At 67.8% G+C, this 21,208-nt stretch carries 12 protein-coding genes and 1 pseudogene; 5 read left to right on the top strand and 8 right to left on the bottom strand.

Annotated features, from left to right (window positions below; all coding sequences use genetic code 11):
* Positions 1-200: 200 nt before the first annotated feature.
* Entirely contained in the window at positions 201-1,358 is a 1,158-nt protein-coding gene (locus JFY56_RS19420) for a CaiB/BaiF CoA transferase family protein (protein WP_208315696.1), read from the bottom strand.
* 176 nt (positions 1,359-1,534) lie between these two features.
* Here JFY56_RS19420 and JFY56_RS19415 point away from each other — a divergent pair, with 176 nt between their 5' ends.
* Positions 1,535-2,437: a LysR family transcriptional regulator gene (locus JFY56_RS19415; protein ID WP_208315695.1), complete on the top strand. Its 903-nt coding sequence runs from the start codon at positions 1,535-1,537 to the stop codon at positions 2,435-2,437.
* Positions 2,438-2,613: 176 nt separating this feature from the next.
* Here the strand turns inward: JFY56_RS19415 and JFY56_RS19410 are convergent, their stop codons facing one another.
* Entirely contained in the window at positions 2,614-3,816 is a 1,203-nt protein-coding gene (locus JFY56_RS19410; protein WP_208315694.1) for a CaiB/BaiF CoA transferase family protein, read from the bottom strand.
* 527 nt (positions 3,817-4,343) lie between these two features.
* On the opposite strand from JFY56_RS19410, the gene JFY56_RS19405 reads away from it, so the two are divergent.
* Together JFY56_RS19405 and JFY56_RS19400 are read left to right on the top strand one after the other, a co-directional pair.
* Complete coding sequence (locus JFY56_RS19405; protein WP_208315693.1) at positions 4,344-7,085, top strand: LuxR C-terminal-related transcriptional regulator; 2,742 nt, start codon at positions 4,344-4,346, stop codon at positions 7,083-7,085.
* A gap of 112 nt (positions 7,086-7,197) precedes the next feature.
* Entirely contained in the window at positions 7,198-7,776 is a 579-nt protein-coding gene (locus JFY56_RS19400) for a DUF2889 domain-containing protein (RefSeq protein WP_208315692.1), read from the top strand.
* A gap of 248 nt (positions 7,777-8,024) precedes the next feature.
* Here JFY56_RS19400 and JFY56_RS19395 read toward each other — a convergent pair whose 3' ends face one another.
* On the bottom strand, positions 8,025-9,131 hold the full coding sequence (locus tag JFY56_RS19395; RefSeq protein WP_208315691.1) for a CaiB/BaiF CoA transferase family protein: 1,107 nt from the start codon (positions 9,129-9,131) through the stop codon (positions 8,025-8,027).
* A gap of 214 nt (positions 9,132-9,345) precedes the next feature.
* Here JFY56_RS19395 and JFY56_RS19390 point away from each other — a divergent pair, with 214 nt between their 5' ends.
* Entirely contained in the window at positions 9,346-11,064 is a 1,719-nt protein-coding gene (locus JFY56_RS19390) for a hypothetical protein (RefSeq protein ID WP_208315690.1), read from the top strand.
* Positions 11,065-11,288: 224 nt separating this feature from the next.
* Here the strand turns inward: JFY56_RS19390 and JFY56_RS19385 are convergent, their stop codons facing one another.
* The 5 genes and pseudogenes from JFY56_RS19385 to JFY56_RS19365 form a co-directional block, all read right to left on the bottom strand.
* Positions 11,289-12,986 (bottom strand): N-acyl-D-amino-acid deacylase family protein, encoded by a 1,698-nt coding sequence (locus tag JFY56_RS19385; protein WP_208315689.1) that lies wholly within the window; start codon positions 12,984-12,986, stop codon positions 11,289-11,291.
* Between the two features lie 191 nt (positions 12,987-13,177).
* Positions 13,178-14,833 carry a flavin-containing monooxygenase gene (locus JFY56_RS19380; RefSeq protein WP_208315688.1) on the bottom strand — a complete coding sequence of 552 codons (1,656 nt, stop codon included), beginning with the start codon at positions 14,831-14,833 and terminating at the stop codon, positions 13,178-13,180.
* Positions 14,834-14,920: 87 nt separating this feature from the next.
* Positions 14,921-15,835 (bottom strand): alpha/beta hydrolase, encoded by a 915-nt coding sequence (locus JFY56_RS19375; RefSeq protein WP_208315687.1) that lies wholly within the window; start codon positions 15,833-15,835, stop codon positions 14,921-14,923.
* Between the two features lie 140 nt (positions 15,836-15,975).
* The gene (locus JFY56_RS19370; RefSeq protein WP_208315686.1) at positions 15,976-18,645 is read right to left on the bottom strand and encodes a LuxR C-terminal-related transcriptional regulator; all 2,670 of its coding nucleotides are present in this window, start codon (positions 18,643-18,645) and stop codon (positions 15,976-15,978) included.
* Positions 18,646-18,904: 259 nt separating this feature from the next.
* A pseudogene (locus JFY56_RS19365) lies at positions 18,905-19,993 on the bottom strand (NAD(P)H-dependent flavin oxidoreductase); the annotation flags it as partial.
* Positions 19,994-20,200: 207 nt separating this feature from the next.
* Here JFY56_RS19365 and JFY56_RS19360 point away from each other — a divergent pair.
* On the top strand, positions 20,201-21,208 hold the full coding sequence (locus tag JFY56_RS19360) for a helix-turn-helix transcriptional regulator (RefSeq protein ID WP_208315684.1): 1,008 nt from the start codon (positions 20,201-20,203) through the stop codon (positions 21,206-21,208).

The raw sequence follows: 21,208 nt of genomic DNA, 5'->3' as shown, positions 1-21,208 counted from the left end.
CTTCCGCTCTCTCTCGAACGTAGGGTGGAAAACGGCGAAGCCTTTTCCACCACCATCAAAAGCGGTGGACAAGCAGAGCGTTGTCCACCCTACGAACTGCTCCTACGTATTCCATACGTAGGGTGGAAATCGCGAAGCATTTCCACCAATTCATGGCCCCGACGTTGGACAAGCAAAGCGTTGTCCACCGTACAAAGGGCTCACCCCTGCGGGCCGTCTCCCAGCACGCCGTTGTCGCGCCAGCGGTTGATCTCCTCGCTCGGCAGCCAGCCGGCCAGGGCCGCGTCGGCGCCGGCGCGGGTGGCGGCTTCCGGCGGGGTCGGGGTGGCCGACGGCGTGCGGCTGAAGCGCGGCGCCGGGGCCGGTTGCGCTACGCCGTCGATCTCAATGAGGGTGCCACGCGCCTTCAGGTGCGGATGCTGCGGCGCCTCGGCGAACGACAATACCGGCGAGAAGCACACGTCGGTGCCTTCCAGCAGCGCGCACCACTCGTCGCGGTTGCGCTGCTTGAACGCCTGGGCGAACAGCTCGCGGGCCTTCGGCCAGTTGCGCGGGTCGTTCTGCGCGCCGACCTGATCCGGGTCGATGTCCAGGCGCTTGAGCAGTTCGGCGTGGAAGCGTCCCTCGATGGGGCCGATGGAAATCAGCTGGTCGTCCTTGCACGAATAGACGTCGTAGAAGTGCGCACCGGAATCCAGCACGTTGCTGCCGCGCCGGGGGTTCCACTGGCCGCTGGCGGTCATGCCGTAGAAGATCGTCGCCATCGACGCGGTGCCGTCGACGATCGCCGCGTCCACCACCTGGCCCTGCTTCGACTGCCGCGCTTCGAGGATCGCCGCGAGCACGCCGATGGTCAGGTACAGCGCGCCGCCGCTCATGTCGCCGAGCAGCGCCAGCGGAATCGACGGCAGCTGGTCCTTACGGCCGATGGCGTTGAGCACGCCGGTCAGGGCGATGTAGTTGATGTCGTGGCCGGCGGCCTTGGCCAGCGGGCCGTCCTGCCCCCAGCCGGTGATGCGGCCGTAGACCAGGCGCGGGTTGATCGCCAGGCACTGCTCCGGGCCGAGGCCGAGGCGCTCGGTGACGCCGGGGCGGAAGCCCTCGATCAGCGCGTCGGCGTCGCGGACCAGCTCCAGCACCAGCTTGACCGCTTCCGGGTCCTTCAGGTCGAGGGCGATGGCCTTGCGGTTGCGCAGCGTCAGGTTGTACTTCAGCTCTTTCTTCACGCCCAGGTCGACGGCCTCGCGGCGCTCGATGCGCAGCACGGTGGCGCCCAGGTCGGCGAGCATCATGGCGGCCATCGGGCCCGGCCCGATGCCCGCCAGTTCGATCACTTTCACACCAGCAAGTGGTCCCATGGAATTCTTTCGCTCTGGCAGATTGGTAGACGCGGCCACGGCCGTACGCTTCAGGCGGACGCCGGGGCCATGCGATACTCTGTGGCCCGCCGCAAGCCGCGTCCAATACCGGATTCGGATAGCCCGATACACTCGGCGTATGGTGTCGCCGCCCACTCGCCAACACGGCAAGCCCTATGGAACTTCGTCAACTCAAGCAGGTGCTGGTCCTCGCCGAGACCCTCAACTTCCGCCGCGCCGCGGAGCAGCTGCATATCGCCCAGCCGCCGCTGTCCACGTCGATCAAGAAGCTGGAGGAAGAGCTCGGCGTGCTGCTGTTCGAACGCCTGCCCAGCGGCCTCAGGCTGACCCCGGCCGGCGAGGTGGTGCTGCGCAACGCCCGCCGCACGCTGTTCTACGCCGAGGAAATCCGCCGCTCCGCGCGCGAGGGCGAATCCGGCGAGCAGGGACGGCTGCGCGTCGGTTTCGTCGGCTCGGCATCCTACGCATTGCTGCCGCGCATCGTGCGCAGCTTCCGCGAGCGCTATCCGCGCATCGACCTGCTGATCGAGGAAGGCCCCACCAGCGGCCTGCTGCGCCGCCTCGACGAACACACGCTGGACGTGGCGCTGGTGCGTTTTCCGGTGCTGGAGTCGACCAGCGCCAGCATCACCCTGCTGCAACGCGAACGCCTGGTGCTGGCGGTCAGCAGCGACTCACCGCTGGCCACACGCGACGAGGTGGAAATCGCCGAACTGGCGGAGCTGCCCTTCATCATCTACTCCCGCAGCCTGGTGCCGAGCCTGCACGCGCTGACCCTGTATGCCTTCCAGGAAGCCGGCATCCAGCCACGGATCGTCCAGGAGGCGGTGCAGGTGCATGCCATCCTCGGCCTGGTGGAAGGTGGCCTCGGTGTCGCACTGCTACCGGACGGGCTGGGCAAATACGCCGGCGATGGCATCCGCCTGATCCCGCTGCGCGGCGTGTCGGAGAAGCTGGTGGTGGGGACCGCGCTGGCGGTACTGCCCGATGCAGTCACGCCTGCGGCGCGGAATTTCATCGAGCATGTGCGCGAAGTGGTGCAGGTTGTCGAGGAATAAGCGACCTTCGCGGGCTGCAATGCCCACCGTAGGTTGGCGCTGAGCAACGCGAAGCCCGACATCGCCATCGTTGGGCTTCACTGCGTTCAGCACCAACCTACGCGGCTTCTGGCCCAGCCACGTAGTTACGTAACCCATGAACGCGCCGGGACAAAGGTTGGCGGGTTGCACCCGCCCTACGGTTCCAGCCGCGTAACGCCCCGCGCCACCATCGCCGCGATCTCCTCCTCGCCGTACCCCGCCTCGCGCAGCACCTCCGCGCTGTGCTGGCCCAGGCGCGGCGCGTGGCGGGTCAGTGAGGGCTGGGTCTTCGACCAGGTCGCCGGCACGCCGAGCGAGCGGATGCGTCCTTCGCTGGGATGTTCGAGTTCTTCGAAGAAGCCCACCGCCTGCAGGTGCGGGTCGTCCATCAGCGACTCGATGGTGTGCATCGGCATCACCGGGATATCGGCGCTTTCCAGCGCATCGATCCATTCGGCGCTGGTGCGGGTGAGCATGATCTCGGCGACCATCCGGTACAGCTCGTGGATGTGCTCGGTGCGCTTGCCGATGGTGCTGAAGCGCGGGTCGCTGTCCATCAGCTCCGGGCTGCCGATCAGTTCGAAGAACGCCCGCCACTGCTTGTCGTTGTAGATCATCACGCACAGGTGGCCGTCCCTGGTGACGTACGGCTTGCGGTGCTCGTTGAGCAGGCGCGCGTAGCCGGCCGGGCCGGCCGGCGGGTCGAAGGTCAGGCCGCCCATGTGGTCGCCGAGGACGAAGGCGGCCATGGTCTCGAACATCGGGATGTCGATGCACTGCCCCTCGCCGCTGCGCTCGCGGTGGAACAGCGCGGCAGTCACCGCGTTCACCGCGCTCATGCCGACGACGCGGTCGGCCATCGCCAGCGGCACGTAGCGCGGCACGTCGGAGCCGGCCTGCATGGCCAGGGTCGGCAGCGCCACGGCACCCTGGATCAGGTCGTCGTAGGCCGGCTTGGCCGCGTAGGGGCCGCCCTGTCCGTAGCCATAGACGCCGACGTAGATGATCCGCGGGTTGACCGCCGCCACCGCCGCGTAGTCCAGCCCCAGCCGCGCCATCGCCTGCGGGCGCACGTTGTAGATCAGCACGTCGGCATCCGCCGCCAGGCGCAGCAGGGCCTCGCGGCCGTCGGGCGCCTTCAGGTCGAGGACGATGCTGCGCTTGTTGCGGTTGGCCTGCATGAACACCCCGGCCATCCCCGGGCCGCGCCGTGGGCCGATATCGCGCACGTTGTCGCCGGCCGGGGCTTCGATCTTGATCACGTCCGCGCCGAGGTCGCCGAGCAGTTGCGTCGCGTACGGCCCCATCAGCACGCTGGTGATGTCGATGATGCGGACGCCCGCCAATGGCCCGCTCATGCCGCGATCCCCGCGAAGGGCGAACAGGAACGGTGTGCCGGGGTGAACTGGATGGGCGCGGGCATGGACTGGCTTCCGTGGGGTGACTGCAGCCATGCTATGGAAGCCGGAGCAGCGGGCGACAATACTTTCTGTATCTTGCCCGATACGCCGTTCGTATCGGCCACTAGGGGCTGTTGACGTTTCGTTCCGGCCGCGACGGAGCCTGTTTTTGCGCGGGGCAAGGCGCGAGGAGAGTGGTTTGGTTATTCCAAATGAACGACGAGTAACGCGGCACCGCGCAAAAACAGGCCCGTCCCTTCGGGTTGCGCGGCAAATCGCGCCATGCGTCGTTGCGGGACTTGGCAAGGGAGCACCATTCCCTGCGCCCCGCGCCTAGCCTGGCGCGATTTGTCGCGGCAACGCGGTTCGGAACGAAACGTCAACAGCCCCTAGTACATTTGATTGCAAACCGGCGGCGAAAAAATAGGTATCCTCGGGCAATCCATACAAGAAAAACCGGCTTCGGCCATTCATAGCGACTCGCCATGCCTAGCTCCCGATATTCGTCCAGCGACCGCGAACTGCAGGTCGTCGCCAGCACCAAAGTCCTGCCGCCCCGCGGGGCGCGCCACCTGATGCCGCGCGAGGCGCTGATCTCCCGCCTGCTCGAAGCGCGACGGCAGCGCTGCGTGGTGATCCAGGGGCCGGCCGGCTGCGGCAAGACCAGCACGCTGCTGGCCTGGCGCCGCGAGCTGCTGTCGCTGAACTTCGATGTCGCCTGGCTCTCCCTGGCCGGCGAGGACAACGACCTGGCGCGCTTCTCCAGCTGCCTGCTGGCGAGCCTGGCCGAGGTGGACCCGGCCATGGTCCGCGAGGCCGCGATTCTCGTGGGACGGGAAAACGACGACCTGGCCATGGAGCACTGGGTGATCACCCTGGTGCAGGGCATCGCCCAGCACAAGCAGGAACTCGTGCTGATCCTCGACGACCTGCACCTCCTGAGCGACCCGCGCATCTTCCAGATACTGCAATGGCTGCTCGAATACGCGCCGGCGCATTTCCACCTGGTGCTCGGTTCGCGCACCGCAGTGCCCATGCCCCATGCGCTGACCCGCCTGCGCGCCCAGGGCCTGCTGAGCGAATTCGACCTGCGCGACCTGCGCTTCAGCGCCGAGGAGTCGGAGCGCTTCCTCCGCGAATACCTGGGCAAGATCGACAAGCGCGACGCCGAAGTCCTGCACGAACTGACCGACGGCTGGGCCGCCGGCCTGCAGCTGTTCGCCGTCGACCTGAAGGCCAGGCCGAACGGCAGCTATCCGCACGTACAGGTGCGCGATGCCGGCGCCTTCGCCAGCTACTTCGAGCAGGAAGTGCTGGCCAACCTGGCGCCGGACGACCTCGCCCTGCTGCTGCGCACGTCCATCTGCAACCGCTTCTGCGCCTCGTTGTGCGCCGCCCTGTTCGGCCAGCCGCACGCCCTGCCGAAGATGCTCAACCGCCTGGCCCGGCTGGACGGCAGCAACCTGTTCATCACCAAGGTCGAAAGCCATGACCGCGAGTCCTGGTACCGCATGCACCCGCTGCTGCGCGAGGTGCTGCGCGGCCAGCTGGCGGAGCATCCGGAAATCGACCAGCAGGCGCTGCATGCGACCGCACGCAGCTGGTTCAGTGAACGCGGCTACCTCGACGAGGCGGTCCGCCATGCCATCCAGGCCGGCGATACCCAGGCGGCGGCGGACATCGTCGAAGCCTGGGCCTACGACCTTCTCGCCCGCGGCGACCTGAGCCAGTTGGCCAGCCTGCTGCGGCGCATTCCGGAAGAGCAGATGCAGGAGCGCTTCGGCCTGCTGCTGGTGACCGCGCATCGCCACATGTTCGCCCGCGACTACGCGGCGCTGGAGCAGGCCGTGGCGCGCCTCGACGGCATGCGTGAGGGCCTGGAACCCAACCAGCGCTACGCCCTGACCCTGCTGCACGCTGGCACCGCCCTGCAGCGCGACGATACCGACGCGGCGCAGGCGCTGCTCCCGGAACTGCTCGATATCCCCGAGGATGCCGACGACTTCGCCCAGACCGGGCGCAGCAACGCTCTCGCCTGGCTGTACATGTACCAGGGCGAGTACGAGCACGCCCGCGCCATCCTCGATGCCGGCGAGCGGCCCGGCGGCTCGCCGCGACGCAGCCTGGTCGGGCGCTGCATGGCCGGCATGAGCCTGATCCTCGAAGGGCGCATCACCCAGGCCGAACACATCTTCCGCGAGGTGCTGCAGGAGGCGGAACAGCAGGGCCCGGCCTATGGCACCGTCGCCTTCATGGCCGCCGGCCTGCTGGCCAGCGCGCTCTACGAACTGAACGAATGCGAGTCGGTGTGCCAGTTGCTGGAACCGCGGATCGGCGTGCTGGAGCGCGCCTCGCTGCCGGAGGCGGTGCTGCAGGCGCTGCTCATGCTGTCGTCCTCGCACTGGCAGGCCGGCCGCCGCCTGGAGGCCCACGCGCAGATCGACCGGCTGGAGGAATACGCCAGCGCCTACAGCCTCGACCGCCTGCTGGTCAGCGCCCTCATCGTCCGCCACAGCTTCTTCCTCCAGCAGGGCGAGATCGAACAGGCGAAGGCTACGCTGGAGCGCATCGAAACACTGGCCGCCGGCTACTCCGACAACCGTGGCATCGCCGGCGATATCCGCATGGTCGCCCAGCGCGCCCAGGCCGAGGAGCGCATCCACCGCAAGGACTTCGCCACCGCCGCCGAGGTACTCGCGCCGCTGATCGCCACCTGCGAGGAAAGCAAGCGCTGGCGCCGGGTGGCCAGCCTGCGCATGCTGCTGGCGATCGCCGAACAGGGCCGCGGCAACGACGAAGCGGCCCGCGCACAGATGATCGAGGCGCTGCGCCTGGGCCATCAGCTGGGTCTGCTGCGCAGCCTGCTGAGCGTTTCCCACCGGGTGCCGAAGATGCTCGCCAGACTGCTGGAAGACGAGCGGACCGACCCTGTCCTCGGCTTCTACATCCAGCGCCTGCTGGCGGCGAGCGAGCAGGCCGCGCAGGACGCCGGCACCGGCACGGCGCCCGCCGCGGCCATCGGCAACCTGAGCGACCGGGAAAGCGAAGTGCTCGCCCTGCTCGCCCACGCCATGCCGAACAAGAAGATCGCCCGGGCGCTGGGCGTCTCGCCGGAAACGGTGAAATGGCACCTGAAGAACATCTACGGCAAGCTCGGCGTCTCCGGCCGCGACGAGGCCATCGCCAGGATGCGCGACCTGGGCCTGGACTCCGCCGGCAAGCTGTAGCCTGCCACCCACCGTGGGTAGTGTTCCTCCAGCGCCTGCCTGCCGATCATCGATGCTGGCCGGATTCCTTCGAAGGAGTCCGGCTGCCCACTTCGAACGAGAGCGATAGCCCATGAGCACTGCGCAGCAGAAACCCGGACGCAAACTCCTGCACACCCGCCGGATCGTCTGCGATGGCTATGAGCGCGAGGATGGCCTGTACGACATCGAGGCGCGCATGCAGGACATCAGCGCCGACGATACCCGCCTGCCCTACCGCGACCTGGAAGCCGGCGGCGACATCCATGACATGCACATGTGCATGACCGTCGACAGACAGCTGGTGATCCACGAGGTGTCCGCGCGCATCGCCGCTTCGCCGACGCCGTTCTGCCCGGAAATCAACACCGCCTATGCCGCGCTGGCCGGCGAGAAGATCGGCCCCGGCTTCACCCAGCGGGTGAAGAGCCTGTTCGCCGGCGCGCAGGGCTGCACCCATCTCACCGAACTGCTCGGCCCGATGGCGACCACCGCCTACCAGACGATGTTCTCCATCCAGCGCGCGACGATCGGCCCGATGCCGACGCCAAAGGGCAGCGGCCCGATGGAAAGACCCCGGTCGATCGACTCCTGCTACGCCCTGCGCGAAGACGGCCCGCCGGCGGCACGCATCTGGCCGCTGGAGCGGCGCCAGCTGATCGCCAGCGAGTAGGCCCGGTAGGGCGGGTAGGTTGGGCCGGGCACCGTAGGTTGGGCTGAGGCACGAAGCCCAACGATGGCCGGGCGCTGCACCGTTGGGCTTCACTGCGTTCAGCGCCAACCTACGCGGCCTCGCGAGACGGCCCGTAGGATGGGTTGAGCGAAGCGATACCCATGCGGTAACGGAAGGTTGGTATCCAGCATCCGCGAACGAAAAAGCCCGCCACCCTTTCGGGTGGCGGGCTTTTCATTCGGGCTGGATCAGGCGCGCCAGGGCGATCCGTTTTCCAGGCCGGCGACCACCTCGGCGGTGTGCTCGCCACGGGTCGGGACCGGGCCGGGGGTGACCACCTTGCCGTCGAAGCGCGGCGCCGGCGAAACCTGCAGCATGCCGTCGCGCTCGAAGTACACGCCGCGCTCGACCATGTGCGGATGCTTCGACGCTTCGCGCGGGCTGTTCACCGGAGCGAAGCACACGTCGGTGCCTTCCATCAGGTCGCACCATTCGGCGCGGGTGCGGCCGGCGAAGATCTTCGCCAGGGCAGCGCGCTGTTCCGGCCAGCGCTGCTGGTCCCACTGCTTGGCGAACAGCGGGTCGTCCTTGAGGCCGAGCTGCTCCAGCAGCAGGGCATAGAACTGCGGCTCCATCGAGCCCAGCGCCACGTACTGGCCATCGGCGCAGCGGTAGGTGGCGTAGAAGTGCGAACCGTCGTGGACGCTCCTGCCGCGTTCTTCCTTCAGCAGGCCCTTGGCGGCCAGGTTCATCATCAGACCCATGATGTGCGCCGAGCCATCGACGATGGCGGCGTCGACCACGGTGCCCTTGCCGGTGGCGCGGGCGTTGAGGATGCCGGAGAGGATGCCGATAGCCAGGTACAGCGCGCCGCCGGCGATGTCGCCGAGCAGCGAGATCGGCGCGGACGGCGCCTCGTTCGCGGTGCCGCAGTAGTACATGGCGCCGGACAGCGAGGCGTAGTTGTTGTCATGGCCGGCGGCCTTGGCCATCGGGCCGTACTGGCCCCAGCCGGTCATGCGGCCGAACACCAGCTTCGGATTGCGCGCCAGCAGCACGTCCGGGCCGAGGCCCAGGCGCTCCATCACGCCCGGACGCATGCCTTCGATCAGCGCGTCGGCGCTTTCGATCAGTTTCAGCACGGTCTCGCGGCCTTCGGCGGTCTTCAGGTCGGCGGTCACCGAACGCTTGCCACGGTTCATCGGGTTCTTCGCGGCGTTGGCTTCGCCGGTGATCGACATCGATTCGGCGCGCTCGACGGCGATGACATCCGCGCCGAGGTCGGCCAGATGCATGGAACAGAAGGGACCCGGACCGATCCCGCAAATTTCGACGATCTTGATACCTGACAGCATCAGCGTGCCTCTCTCTTGTCTTGACCCGCGCAGGGGATTTTCAATCGTTCCGAGGCTAACAGAGCGGTCGCCACGCACTTACTACCCGCACCGGGTGGCCCCTACTCGGTGCGGGTAGGCGGCACCGGCGGGGCATGCGGCTATAGTCCCGCCAAGGCCCGGGCGCAGCCCCGGCATCAGGCTCATGACAATTCACATAAAAGAGACCGACCCCATGAAACATCTGCTTCGTACCCGCCGGACGCTTCTGGCGGCCTGCCTCGCCGCTCCGCTGATGGCCTCCGCTGGCACCGTCGCGCCGAGCAACCCCTATCTGGCGCAGTCCTACAACAACCAGACGCACTGGAACGACGCGGCCAGCGACAGCACCGACATCCCGGTGGCGCGCGGTTTCTACAAGGTCACCCCGGATTCCTGGCGCATCCTGCCGAACGAGTCGGCGAGCCTGATCCAGTACTACGACAAGGTCGCCGGCCAGGACATCTACTGGCTGTGGTCCGGCTTCTCGCTGCGCAAGGTGAAGCTCGACGACTTCAAGTTCACCGAGATCGCCCGCGTCGACCTGCCGATGCGCCTGCCCAACTACAAGGCCATCACCCCGGAGCAGCGCCTGCAGCAGGCGGCCGACACCCGCAAGTTCCTCGAAGCCAAGGATGAGAAGGGCCTGCTGGAATACATGCAGAAGCAGCCCAACCGCATGCTGAGCAGCACCACCGACCAGATCCTCAACGGCTCCATCTACTCGTTGCTGACCCGCGACAACGCCTTCATCGGCGTCAACGGCCGCAGCGTGTTCCGCATCGACCAGAACGATCCGAAGGACCCCAACTCCGGCATGAAGCTGAGCCGCGAGGAGAAACTCCCCGACTCGCTGTTCAACCCCGAGAAGGTCAAGCGCGTCACCGGCAAGCAGGCGGACGTGACCTTCGGCCTGGGCATGACCCTGAACGGCTACCTGGTGGCCAGCACCATGGGCGGCACCATCGCCACCTTCGACCGCAACACCCTGAAGCTGATCGACAGTTACCGCATGGAAGGCAGCGACGAGCTGATCTTCAACTCCTTCGCCACCGGTCCGGAAGTCGATGGCGGCGCGGTATACGTCGCGTCCAACCAGAATATGTACCGCCTGGTGGTGGACAAGCAGGGCAAGCTCCACGCCGACGAAGCCAGCGGCGCCTGGAAGGCCCCGTACGAGCGCGGCCCGCTGTTCACCACCATCAAGATCGCCGACGGCACCGGCTCCACCCCGACCCTGATGGGCTTCGGTCCGGACGAGGACAAGCTGGTGGTGCTCACCGACGGCGCGAAGAAGATGCACATGGTGGCCATGTGGCGCGACAAGATCCCGGCCGGCTGGAAGCAGAAGCCCGGCACCCTGTCGCCGCGCATCGCCGACCAGCGTGAAGTCGACCTGGGCGCGGACATTCCCACCGTGCAGTCCGAGCAGTCGGTCGCGGTGTATGACGGCCATGCCTTCGTGGTCAACAACATCCCCGCCGAAGACACGCCGGTCCTGGACAAGTCCAGCTACTACGTCACCATGCTCAACGGCATGACCCGTCCGACCCCGCGCGGCGTGGCGATGTTCAAGTGGGACAACGCCAAGGACGAGTGGAAGACCCTGTGGACCCGTACCGACGTCGGCTCCATCTCCATCGTGCCGATGATCAGCGGCGGCAGCCGCATGGCGATCATCAACGGCTTCTACGCCGGCCGCATGGGCGAGGGCTACCACATCGGCATGGACCTCGACACCGGCAAGACCGTGCTGGAAATCGCCTCCGGCAGCGACCCGGTATTCAACGGCATGTACGCGCCGATCAAGGTCGACCACACCGGCCGCATCATGTACGGCATGGCCTTCGGCCACGTGCTGCTGGACACCAGCCGCATGGAGAAGGTCGAGCCGGTCAAGGTGAGTCAGAAGTAAGCGCCTAAACGCAGGTTGGCGCTGAATCGTAGGTTGGCGCTGAGCGCAGCGAAGCCCAACATGAGCCCGGCAGTGGCACCGTTGGGCTTCGCAAGCTCAGCGCCAACCTACGCGAAACAACCCCGCACACCTCCGATCCACCGTAGGTTGGGCTGAGGCACGAAGCCCAACGAAAGTGGTGCCGGCCCCGCCAGATGTTGGGCTTCGCTGCGCTCAGCGCCAACCTACGGCCGTACCAGCCGGCCGGGGTATTGGCCGGTGGGTTCTCCGTCGCGGTACACCGGCACGCCGGACACGATGGTCGCCACATAGCCGCTGGCACCCTGCAGCAGGCGCTTGCCGCCGGCCGGCAGGTCGTGGCGGATGTGTGGCACCGCCAGCCCGAGGCGGTCCGGCGCGATCACATTGATATCCGCCTTCATCCCCGGCGCGATCACCCCGCGATCCAGCAGGCCCACCGCGCGGGCGGTGTCCGAGGTCTGCCGCTTGACCAGCCACGGCAGGCTGAAGCGGCCGCTGTGCGTGCCCCAGTGCTGCAGGAGGAAGGTCGGGAAACTGGAATCGCAGATCAGCCCGACATGCGCGCCGCCGTCGCCGAGGCCGATCACCGTGTTGGGGTCGGCGATCATCTCGGCGCAGCACTCCAGGTCGCGCGCGGCGTAGTTGGCCATCGGCATGTAGAGGAAATTGCCGCCGTCGTCCTCCAGCAGCAGGTCGTAGGCCATCTCCTTCGCCTCGCGCCCTTCCCGTGCGGCAATGGCGGCGACCGCCGCTTCCCGGCCGGGGTTGTAGTTCGGCGGGTTGCCGATCCGGTAGAGGTTGGCGTAGTCGTGCAGCTTCGGCCCCAGCAGCGCATGGCGCGAGCCATCGACCTCCGCCAGCAGGCGCTCGCGCAGCTGCGGCTCGCGCATCCGCGCCACCCGCTCCTCCAGCGGCAGATCGGCGATTTCCCTGTAGCCCGGACACTCGCAGAACACATTCAGGCTGCCCTTCAGGCCAAGCAGCACGCCGACGCCGCGCGGAGCGATCTGTGCCCGCATCGGCAGGCCGTCGCGCACCGCCTCGGCGGTCAGCTCCAGCACGCGCCTCCAGGCATCGGGCGCGCTGTGGCGCTGCGCCAGGGAGAACGACAGCGGCCGCCCGGACACCTCGACCAGCCGGCGCAGCAGGGCGAACTCGGCCTCCACGTCGAGGAAGTCGGTGATCACCTGCAGCACGCCACGCCCGGCGTCCTTCAGGCCGAGGGCGATGGCGGTCAGCTCTTCCTCGGCGGCGCGCAGGCTCGGCGTCGGGTCGCCCCTGACCGACTTGTGGTTCAGCGAGCGCGAAGTGGAGAAACCGATGGCGCCGGCGCGCATGGCCTCCGCGGCCAGCTCGCGCATGCGCGCCATGTCCTCGTCGGTGGCCATCTCCAGGCGCACGGCGCGCTCGCCCATCACGTAGAGGCGCAACGCGGCGTGGGGCAACTGGGCGCAGCAGTCGATATCGCGGGGACGGGCCTCCAGCGCGGCGAGGTAGTCGGCGAAGCTTTCCCACTGCCAGTCCAGCCCTTCATGCAGGGCCACGCCGGGGATGTCCTCGACGCCTTCCATCAGCTCGATCAGGCACTCGCGGTCGCCCGCACGCACCGGGGCGAAGCCGACACCGCAGTTGCCCATCACCACGGTGGTCACCCCGTGATTGCTCGACGGCGCCAGGCTGCGATCCCACATGGCCTGGGCATCGTAATGAGTGTGGATATCGACGAAGCCGGGCGTCACCAGATGGCCGCGCGCGTCGATTTCCTCCACGCCACGGCCGGCGACCTGCCCCACCTCGACGATGCGCCCGTCCCTGATCGCCACGTCGGCGCGACAGGTCTCGCCACCCAGCCCGTCGGCGACTTCGCCGCCACGGATCACCAGATCGAATTGCGTGCTCATGCCACCTCCTCGGTTGGCGTGGATCGTTGTTGCCTTCTGGGCGGGAGGGTTCGGTGTGAATCCGTTGCCCTCACCCCAGCCCTCTCCCGGTGGGAGAGGGGGTAGTACGTGCAGCGCTCAGGCACGGTGCTCCACTTCACACCGAACAGTCCCCTCTCCCTTCGGGAGAGGGTTAGGGTGAGGGAAAATCGCTACCCGACCACCCTCTCCATCCGCACCTCGCCAATCTCCACCCGCTCCAGCTCGAACCCCCGATACCCCTGCGCCGCCACCTCGTCGCAGATCGCCCGGTAGGCATCCACGCCCCCGGCGAACGGCATGAACACCCGCGGCTTGCCCGGCACGTTGGCGCCCAGGTACCAGGAGTTGGCCTGCACCATCAGGGTTCCGGCGGCGATCCGGTTGACCGTCTCGACCCAGCCGTCCTCCGCCTCCGCTTGCGCCTCGATGGATCGAATGCCTCCTGCACGGGCCGAGGCGATCAGCTCGCTGATCCACTCCACGTGCTGCTCGATGGAGACGATCATGTTGCTCAGCACCGACGGGCTGCCCGGCGCGGTGACCATGAACAGGTTGGGGAAACCGGCCGTGGCCAGGCCGAGATAGGTGCGCGGCCCGGCGCTCCATTTGTCGCGCAGGCCGAGGCCGTCGATGCCGCGGATATCCACCGCCAGCAGCGGCCCGGTCATGGCGTCGTAGCCGGTGGCGAACACCAGCGCATCGAACTCGAAGTCCTGGCCGAGGGTGCGCACGCCGCGTTCCGTGACGGCCACGATGGGGTCGTCGGAGAGGTCGACCAGGGTGACGTTCGGCCGGTTGTAGGTGGCGTAGTAGTCGGTGTCCACGCAGATGCGCTTGGTCCCGAGCGGGTGCGACTTCGGCATCAGGCTGGCGGCCACGCGCGGGTCGCGGACGATCTCGCCGATGCGCGCATGGACGAACTCCACCACCGTGTCGTTGGCCGCCCTGTCGATCAGCAGGTCGGCGTAGGCGCGCTGCAGGAACGGCCCGCCGCGCTGCCACAGCTCGCGGTAGCGGCGCTCGCGCTCCTCGGCGGAGACCTCCAGCGCCGACTGCTGGTTGTAGGCGACCGGCACGCCGCCGTAGGAATGCCGGGCCTGCTCGCGGTACTGCGGGTAGCTGCGCTTGCGCTCGCGGACTTCCTCCGCCGTCAGCGGGCGGTTGTGCGCCGGCACGCTGAAGTTCGGCGTGCGCTGGAACACATGCAGGTGCGCGGCCTGGCGGGCGATCTCGGGAATCGCCTGGATCGCCGAGGAACCGGTGCCGATCACCGCCACCCGCTTGCCGCTGAAATCCACGCCTTCATGGGGCCACAGGCCGGTGTGGTACGTCGGGCCGGCGAAGCGCTCCAGGCCGGGAATCTCCGGCATCTTGGTGCTGGACAGGCAGCCGCTGGCCATGACGAAGAAGCGCGAGCGCACCTGTTCGCCGGCACTGGTGCGCACCCGCCAGGTGGCGCTGGGCTGGTCGTATTCCGCCGCCTCGACGCGGGTGTCGAAGCGGATGTCGCGGCGCAGGTCGAAGCGCTCGGCGACGTGGCGGATGTAGCGGAGGATTTCCGGCTGGGCGGCGTAGCGCTCGCTCCACTCCCATTCCTGCTGCAGTTCCTCGGAGAAGGAATAGGAGTAATCCATGCTCTCCACGTCGCAGCGCGCGCCGGGGTAGCGATTCCAGTACCAGGTGCCGCCGACGTCGCTGCCCTTCTCGTAGGCGCGCACGGAAAAGCCGAGGTTGCGCAGGCGGTGGATCAGGTACAGCCCGGCGAAACCGGCGCCGACCACCACCACGTCGAAGTCCACAGCCGTTGCCTTGCCGAAGTCGTTCATCCTGTCGATCTCCGTTTCATTGGCGCGATTCGCTTTGTGCTGCTTTTTGTAGGAACCAGCTTGCTGGCTCCTACGAAAAGCGGTCCGTCAGGCCAGATAGCTCTTCAGATCATCGATGCAGCGGTCGAGGATCGGCACCGCCGAGGGCAGCGCCTTGCGGACCGAGACCAGCCCGTGGATCAGCCCGGCCGCCTCGTGGAACTTCACCGCCACGCCGTCGCCGACCAGCCGCGCCGCATAGACCCGGCCTTCGTCGCGCAGCACGTCCAGCCCGGCGGTGAGCAGCACGGTCGGCGCGTGGCCGGCGAAGCTTTCCGCCAGCAGCGGCGACACGCGCAGGTCGCGGCGGTCTTCCAGGCGTGGCAGGTAGCTGTCGATGAAGTAGTCCATGTCGGCGCGTTCGAGCAGGTAGCCTTCGGCGAACTCGGCGTAGGACTGGCTATGGCGGCTGGCGTCCAGCGCCGGATAGAGCAGCAGTTGCGCCCTGATCCGCTCGCCCGCCGCCGCGCAGATCGCCGCGGCCAGGTTGCCGCCGGCGCTGTCGCCGGCCAGCGCCACCGACTCCACCGGCGCACCCAGCGATGCGGGCGAGCCGAGCAGCCAGTCGAGGCAGGCCAGGCAGTCTTCGTAGGCGGCGGGGAACGGGTGTTCCGGTGCGCGCCGGTAGTCCACCGCCAGCACGCGCAGGCCGAGGCGCTGGCTCAGGTGGCGGCAGAAACTGTCGTGGGAATCGAGGCTGCCGATCACCCAGCCGCCGCCGTGCATGAACATCACCAGCGGTCCCTGGCAGTCCGTGCCCGGCCGGTACAGGCGCACGGGCACGGCTCCGGCGGGGCCGTCGAAAGTCAGGTTATCCACAGCGGCCAGCGGTACGGGTGGCAGGTCGAGCACGGCCGGCATCAGCTCCATCTGCTGGCGCGCGGTTTCCAGCGGCAGTTGATGGATACGTGGACGACTGGCGGCCGCCTCAAGATGCAGACGGGTTTCGGCAAGGATGTGCATGGCGGGTCTCTTCGCTCTCCGTGCGGCGGGCCGCCGGAGTCTGTTGTTCTTGTTGTACAGCGTCGCAGGACCACGCTATCCATCGCCCTGCGCCACGCCTAGTGGTGGCGGCGCCAAATAGTTGTTCGATCGCGCCAGCGTCAGCCTTCGCTGCGGCGGCGCGCGGCGACTACCGCCTCATAGCGGCTGGTCACGCCGAGCTTGGCGTAGATGTTCTTCAGGTTCCATTTCACCGTGTCCAGGCTGAGGTTCAGCGCCAGGGCGATGCGCTTGTTGGAGATCGGCTGCTCCAGCAGGGCGAGGATGTCCTGCTCGCGGGGGGTCAGCGAAGCGGCAGCGTCCACCAGGGCACGGCGGGCGCGGGCGGGCGACTCGACCGGGGCCTGCGGCAGCAGGCTCTGCCGGTAGGCTTCCAGCACCGCGTCTTCCGGCAGTTCGAGACGGGCCAGCAGCGCCTGCAATGCCTCGCCCTCGTCGAGGAAGGTGCGCCGCAGACCGAAGCGATAGCCGCTCGCCAGGGCCGCATGCAGGCAGCGCAGCGCCTGCGCTTCTTCGCCCAGGGCATCCAGCGCCAGGGCCTGGAGGATATCCCGACGCACCCGCCAGATGCCCCGGCCATAGCGTTCGACGAAGGGCCCGACCTCCTCCAGCGCGCGCAGGCTGGTTTCCGGGTCCTGCATGAACAGGGCCAGCCGCGCCCGGGAAAGCGCAACCAGAGCCACGATCTCCCGGTCCACCGGATTGTCGGTACGGAAATTGGCGGCAAGTTCTTCGAGGGTCGCCTGCAGGTTCCCCGCATGTCGCCAGTCGCCGCAATGCAATGCCATGCGCAGTTGCCCGGCCAGCATGTGGACGACACCGCGCGGGAAACCCCGGCTGCGGAAATGCACCTCCATCTTTTCCAGATGCCCCAGCGCCTCGCGCACCGAGACCTGCAGGAGCAGCATCTGCGCATGGCAGAGTGCCGCACAGATGGTGTAGCCCTGTACGGCGAAGTCCAGCACGTCGAGGCGGTTGGCCAGGGCTTCGCGGGCCTCGTCGAGGCGGTCGAGCTCGTAGAACACTTCGGACATGGTCGCCGCTACCAGGCAGGCGCTGGTGGAGCGGCGACCATGCAGGGCTTCGGCCTGAGCCAGAATCGGCGCGCCGATGCGTTCGGCCTCCAGCACGTTGCCTTCGAGCAGGGCCGCGTTGGCGACGGCGAACCGGGCGATGAAGGCCATCTCGCTGCTGCTGGAGTGCAGCGCGCGGGCGGCCGGCGCATGAAGCAGGCTGCGTGCCTCGGCATACTGGCCCAGACGGGCCAGGCAGTTGATCGCCACGCAGGCATGCACCTGCGCCAGCAGGGGCCTTTCCGGCGGCAGACTGTCGGCTGGCGGCAGCAGTTCGAGGCTGGCCGGCAGTTCCTCGCGCTGGGAGGCGATCACTGCCCTCATCAGGGCGATCTGCACGCGCCAGGGTGAAGGATCGGTTGCCGCTTCGAGCACGGCCACCCAGCCTTCCGCCTGGTCGGGCAGCGCCGCCACCACGCAGCCCCAGGCGCACAGCGCCACCAGCGAGGGATGACCGGCCAGCAGCGGCCGCGGCACCCGCTCGACCCAGCGCATGAAGCGGATCAGGTGGCTGACGCTGTAGTCCGTCGGCTGCAGGCGCTCCAGCAACTGGCCGACCAGTTCGAAGTCCTCGCTGAGCAGGGCATGATGCAGCGCGTCCTCGACCATCCCGGCCTGCTCGAACCACTCGGCGGCGCGGCGCTGCAGGCGCGGCACGTCGATATCGCCGGCCTGCAGGCGCTGGGCGAGGAACTCGACGAACATCGGGTGCAGGCGGAACCAGTGGTGCTCCTCGCCGGCATCCACCGGCAGGAGGAACAGGTTGCGCGCCTCGATGACCCCGATCAGCCGCGACGCTTCCGGTGCCTCGCTGACCCAGGCCGCCAGCGGCTCGTTGAAGCGGCGCAGGATGCTGATCTTCTGCAGGAAGTCGATCAGTTCCGCCGGCAGCCCGGCCATCACATCCTCGGCAAGATAGGAGGCCAGGCCGACGCTGTTCGGCAGCAGCGCGCCGATGCTCGGGCGCCTGCCGGGATTGCTCTTCAGCGCGATGGATACCAGCTGCACGCCGATCGGCCAGCCCTGGGTGAGCTCGTGGATGGAGTGCGCGGTATCGGCGTCGATGCCTCCATCCAGGTGCGCCTTGAGGAAGGCCAGCGACTCGCGGAAATCGAACGACAGCTCGGCGCAGTCCACTTCGCAGAGCTCGCCCATCGCCCGCAGCCGCCCGAGCAACAGCCCCGGGGCCGTCCGCGAGGCGATCACGATGTGCAGATTGTGCGGCGCGCCATCCACCAGTGCCTGCATCAGACGGGCGATGGCGGGATCGGCGGCATGGTGGAAATCGTCGAGCATCAGATACAGCTCGGCATTCACCCGGGCGATGGCGTTGATCAGTACGGAGGCGATGGCCTGCAGATGCTCGGTCGCCTCCGACATGCCCAGCCAGGGCAGCTCGTCCTCCAGCGGCACTTCCGCCTGCTGCAGGGCGCCGATCAGGCTGGCGCAGAAGCTGTCCGGCGCGCCGTCGTCGGTCGACAGCGACAACCAGGCCACCGAAGCGCCGTCGCGCACCAGGGATTGCCGCCACTGCGCCAGCAGGGTGCTCTTGCCGAAACCGGCAGCGCCGGTCACCAGCAGCAGACGGCTCTGCCGGCCCTGCTGCAGGCGCGCCAGCAACTGCTCACGCAGCACGGCATGGCCGCCGATGCGCGGCGGCGCGAATTTGGTCGAGATGAGCGGGGCGGTCGGTTTCATCGGGCGGCGTACTGCAGGGGCGTCGCCCCACTATGTACGACTGCCCGCCGGCGGAAAACGCCAAGCGTCCCGCGCTGGCCGAATGCGAAGCATTTTTGGCCGGAATGCAGTCAGCTCCTACGAGCTGCAATGCCCACCGTAGGTTGGCGCTGAGCAACGCGAAGCCCAACATCGCCATCGTTGGGCTTCACTGCGTTCAGCACCAACCTACGCGGGTTATGGCCCAGCCACGTAGTTACGCAGGATGCAAGACAGACCGTCACGCGCTATGCGATACCGGCCGCAACACCACCGTCTCGCCCTGCCCCGCCGTCATGCTGGCATTCACCCGGGCGCGTACCTCTTCGGCCTGCTGCACCACGTTGCGGATGATCTGCGCGGCCGGCAGCACCTCCTGCACCAGCCCCTGGGACTGGCCGATCGGCGAGATGCCGTGCTCCAGGTCGCCCTGCTCGATGCCGCGACGGGCCTGGATACCGAATGCGCCCCAGTGCGCGCGCATACGGAACTCGCCCGGCTCTTCCCAGATCATGCGCAGCACCTTGCTCAGCGGAACCTTCATCCAGCGCGAGACGATCAGTGCCTTCATGCAGGCCTTGACCAGCGTCATCGGCCGCTTGAACTGGCGGCGCGCCTCGGGGCCGTCCATCACCCGGCACGGCAGGCCGTCGAAGTTCACGCTGTAGAGGGTGTCAGCGACGCTGTTGCCCACCGCGGCATGCTTGATGTTCTGGTGCAGCGGGCTTTCCAGCGAAGTGGCGAAGCGCGTGCCCATGGCGATGGCATCGGCGCCGAGCGCCAGCGCCGCCACCAGGCCGCGACCGTCGGCGAAACCGCCGGCGGCGATGATCGGCAGGTCGACCGCATCGCGCAGGAACGGGATCAGGGTCAGCGAAGTCACCGCGCCGCCGTGGGCCGCCGCCTCGTGGCCGGTGACGATCAGCGCGTCGGCGCCGGCCGCCTGGCCCGCCTTGGCGTGCTTCTCGGTGGTCACGGTATTGACCACCTTGCCGCCGTAGGCATGCACGGCGGCGAAGAATCTCGCGTCGCGGCCCAGCGACATGTTCACCACCGGCACCTTCTCCTCCAGCACCATGCGGCACATGTCGGCGGCGAACGGGGTCTTCATGGTGATGTTGATGCCGAACGGCCGCGAGGTCTTCTCGCGGATGCGCCGGATCGAGGCGCGCGCCTCGTCGGGCGTCAGCGATGCGCTGGCGAGGATGCCCAGGCCGCCGGCCTCGCAGACCGCGATCACCAGCTCCGGGATCGCCACCTTGCTCATGCCCGAACTGACGATGGGATGCTCGATGCCGAACAGTTCGGTAATACGGGTCTTCATGCTGCCGTCCTCTTTTAATTGTTCTGGGAATACGGGGCCTGCCGGCCACCCTGCTGCGAATCATGATTGCCCAGGCGAAGCGGCGTTACCCCTCACGCGTGGGGTGGGGTGGAAGCCGACGGGGTGGGGGCGCCCCCCGACTCGTGTGGTGGTGGGGGCATCGATTGGTTGCTAGGTTCTGTACGTCCGACAATAAGAAAAGTCCCACGAGCCATGCGTCTGAACACCCTGCACAGCATCCGTCTGTCGAACTTCAGCATCCGCAACATGGCCAACGTGTTGCTGGAGGAGCGTCTGGACGTGCACGCGGCATTCCGCGCCGCCGGCATCCCCCACTCGGTGCTCGATGCGGCGGACGCCTGCATCACCGGCGAAGAGGAGTTCGCCTTCCAGCACCAGTTCGCCAGCCTCACCCACGGTCGCCATGACCTGTGGATAAGAACCGGCCTGCGCTACCGGATGCTCGCCTTCGGCACCTTCGGCCTGGCCCGCCTCACCGCGCCGACCTTCCGCCATCTGCTGCAGACTTCGGCGCGCTTCAACCAGCTGCACTACTCGCTGTGCAGCTTCACCCCGCTGCAAGAGGACGGCCGCCTGACCGGCTGCGCCTTCGATCTGTCGGAGGTGCCGGAGGACCTGCGCGAGTTCACCCTGTTCCGCGATCTCGGCGCACTGGTGGCGACCTGGCGCGATCTCGGCGTCCAGCGCATACCCTGCAGCGAAATACGCCTGTCGACCGCCCCGCCAGCCTGCGACTGCTCGGCATTGCTGGGCAACATCCCGCTGGTCTACGGCGCCGAGGAATGCAGCTGGCGCTGGCCGGCAGGCACCGAGGAGCTGGTCCTGCCCAACGGCGACCCGCTGATGCACGAGATCTACACACGCCAGTGCGAACAATTGCTGGCCGGCAGCGCCGGCGAGGGTTTCCTCGACCGCCTGCTGAGCCAGATGGGCGAAGACCGGCCCGCCAGCCTGAAGGAAGTCGCCATGCGGATGGGCATGTCCGCGCGCACCCTGCAGCGCCGCCTCGGCCCCTACGGCCTGAGCTTCCAGGGCCTGCAGAACCAGGTGCGCGCGCAGGCGGCCAAGCGCATGCTGGGTAATCCGAAGCTATCGATCAGCGAGATCGCCTGGCGCCTCGGCTATGCCGACGTCAGCGCCTTCTCCCATGCCTTCCAGCGCTGGACCGGGGTGTCGCCGCGGCGCTTTCGGCATAACTGA

The sequence above is a fragment of the Pseudomonas schmalbachii genome, assembly GCF_017589465.1.
Taxonomy (GTDB): domain Bacteria; phylum Pseudomonadota; class Gammaproteobacteria; order Pseudomonadales; family Pseudomonadaceae; genus Pseudomonas; species Pseudomonas schmalbachii.
Note: the sequence above shows the minus strand (reverse complement) of the source record. Positions and strands in the feature narration are given on the sequence as shown.

Bases quoted from the DNA above. Each gene is read 5' to 3' on its own strand.
- JFY56_RS19420 (WP_208315696.1), bottom strand. From the start codon at position 1,358: ATGGGACCACTTGCTGGTGTGAAAGTGATCGAACTGGCGGGCATCGGG.
- JFY56_RS19415 (WP_208315695.1), top strand. From the start codon at position 1,535: ATGGAACTTCGTCAACTCAAGCAGGTGCTGGTCCTCGCCGAGACCCTC.
- JFY56_RS19410 (WP_208315694.1), bottom strand. From the start codon at position 3,816: ATGAGCGGGCCATTGGCGGGCGTCCGCATCATCGACATCACCAGCGTG.
- JFY56_RS19405 (WP_208315693.1), top strand. From the start codon at position 4,344: ATGCCTAGCTCCCGATATTCGTCCAGCGACCGCGAACTGCAGGTCGTC.
- JFY56_RS19400 (WP_208315692.1), top strand. From the start codon at position 7,198: ATGAGCACTGCGCAGCAGAAACCCGGACGCAAACTCCTGCACACCCGC.
- JFY56_RS19395 (WP_208315691.1), bottom strand. From the start codon at position 9,131: ATGCTGTCAGGTATCAAGATCGTCGAAATTTGCGGGATCGGTCCGGGT.
- JFY56_RS19390 (WP_208315690.1), top strand. From the start codon at position 9,346: ATGAAACATCTGCTTCGTACCCGCCGGACGCTTCTGGCGGCCTGCCTC.
- JFY56_RS19385 (WP_208315689.1), bottom strand. From the start codon at position 12,986: ATGAGCACGCAATTCGATCTGGTGATCCGTGGCGGCGAAGTCGCCGAC.
- JFY56_RS19380 (WP_208315688.1), bottom strand. From the start codon at position 14,833: ATGAACGACTTCGGCAAGGCAACGGCTGTGGACTTCGACGTGGTGGTG.
- JFY56_RS19375 (WP_208315687.1), bottom strand. From the start codon at position 15,835: ATGCACATCCTTGCCGAAACCCGTCTGCATCTTGAGGCGGCCGCCAGT.
- JFY56_RS19370 (WP_208315686.1), bottom strand. From the start codon at position 18,645: ATGAAACCGACCGCCCCGCTCATCTCGACCAAATTCGCGCCGCCGCGC.
- JFY56_RS19360 (WP_208315684.1), top strand. From the start codon at position 20,201: ATGCGTCTGAACACCCTGCACAGCATCCGTCTGTCGAACTTCAGCATC.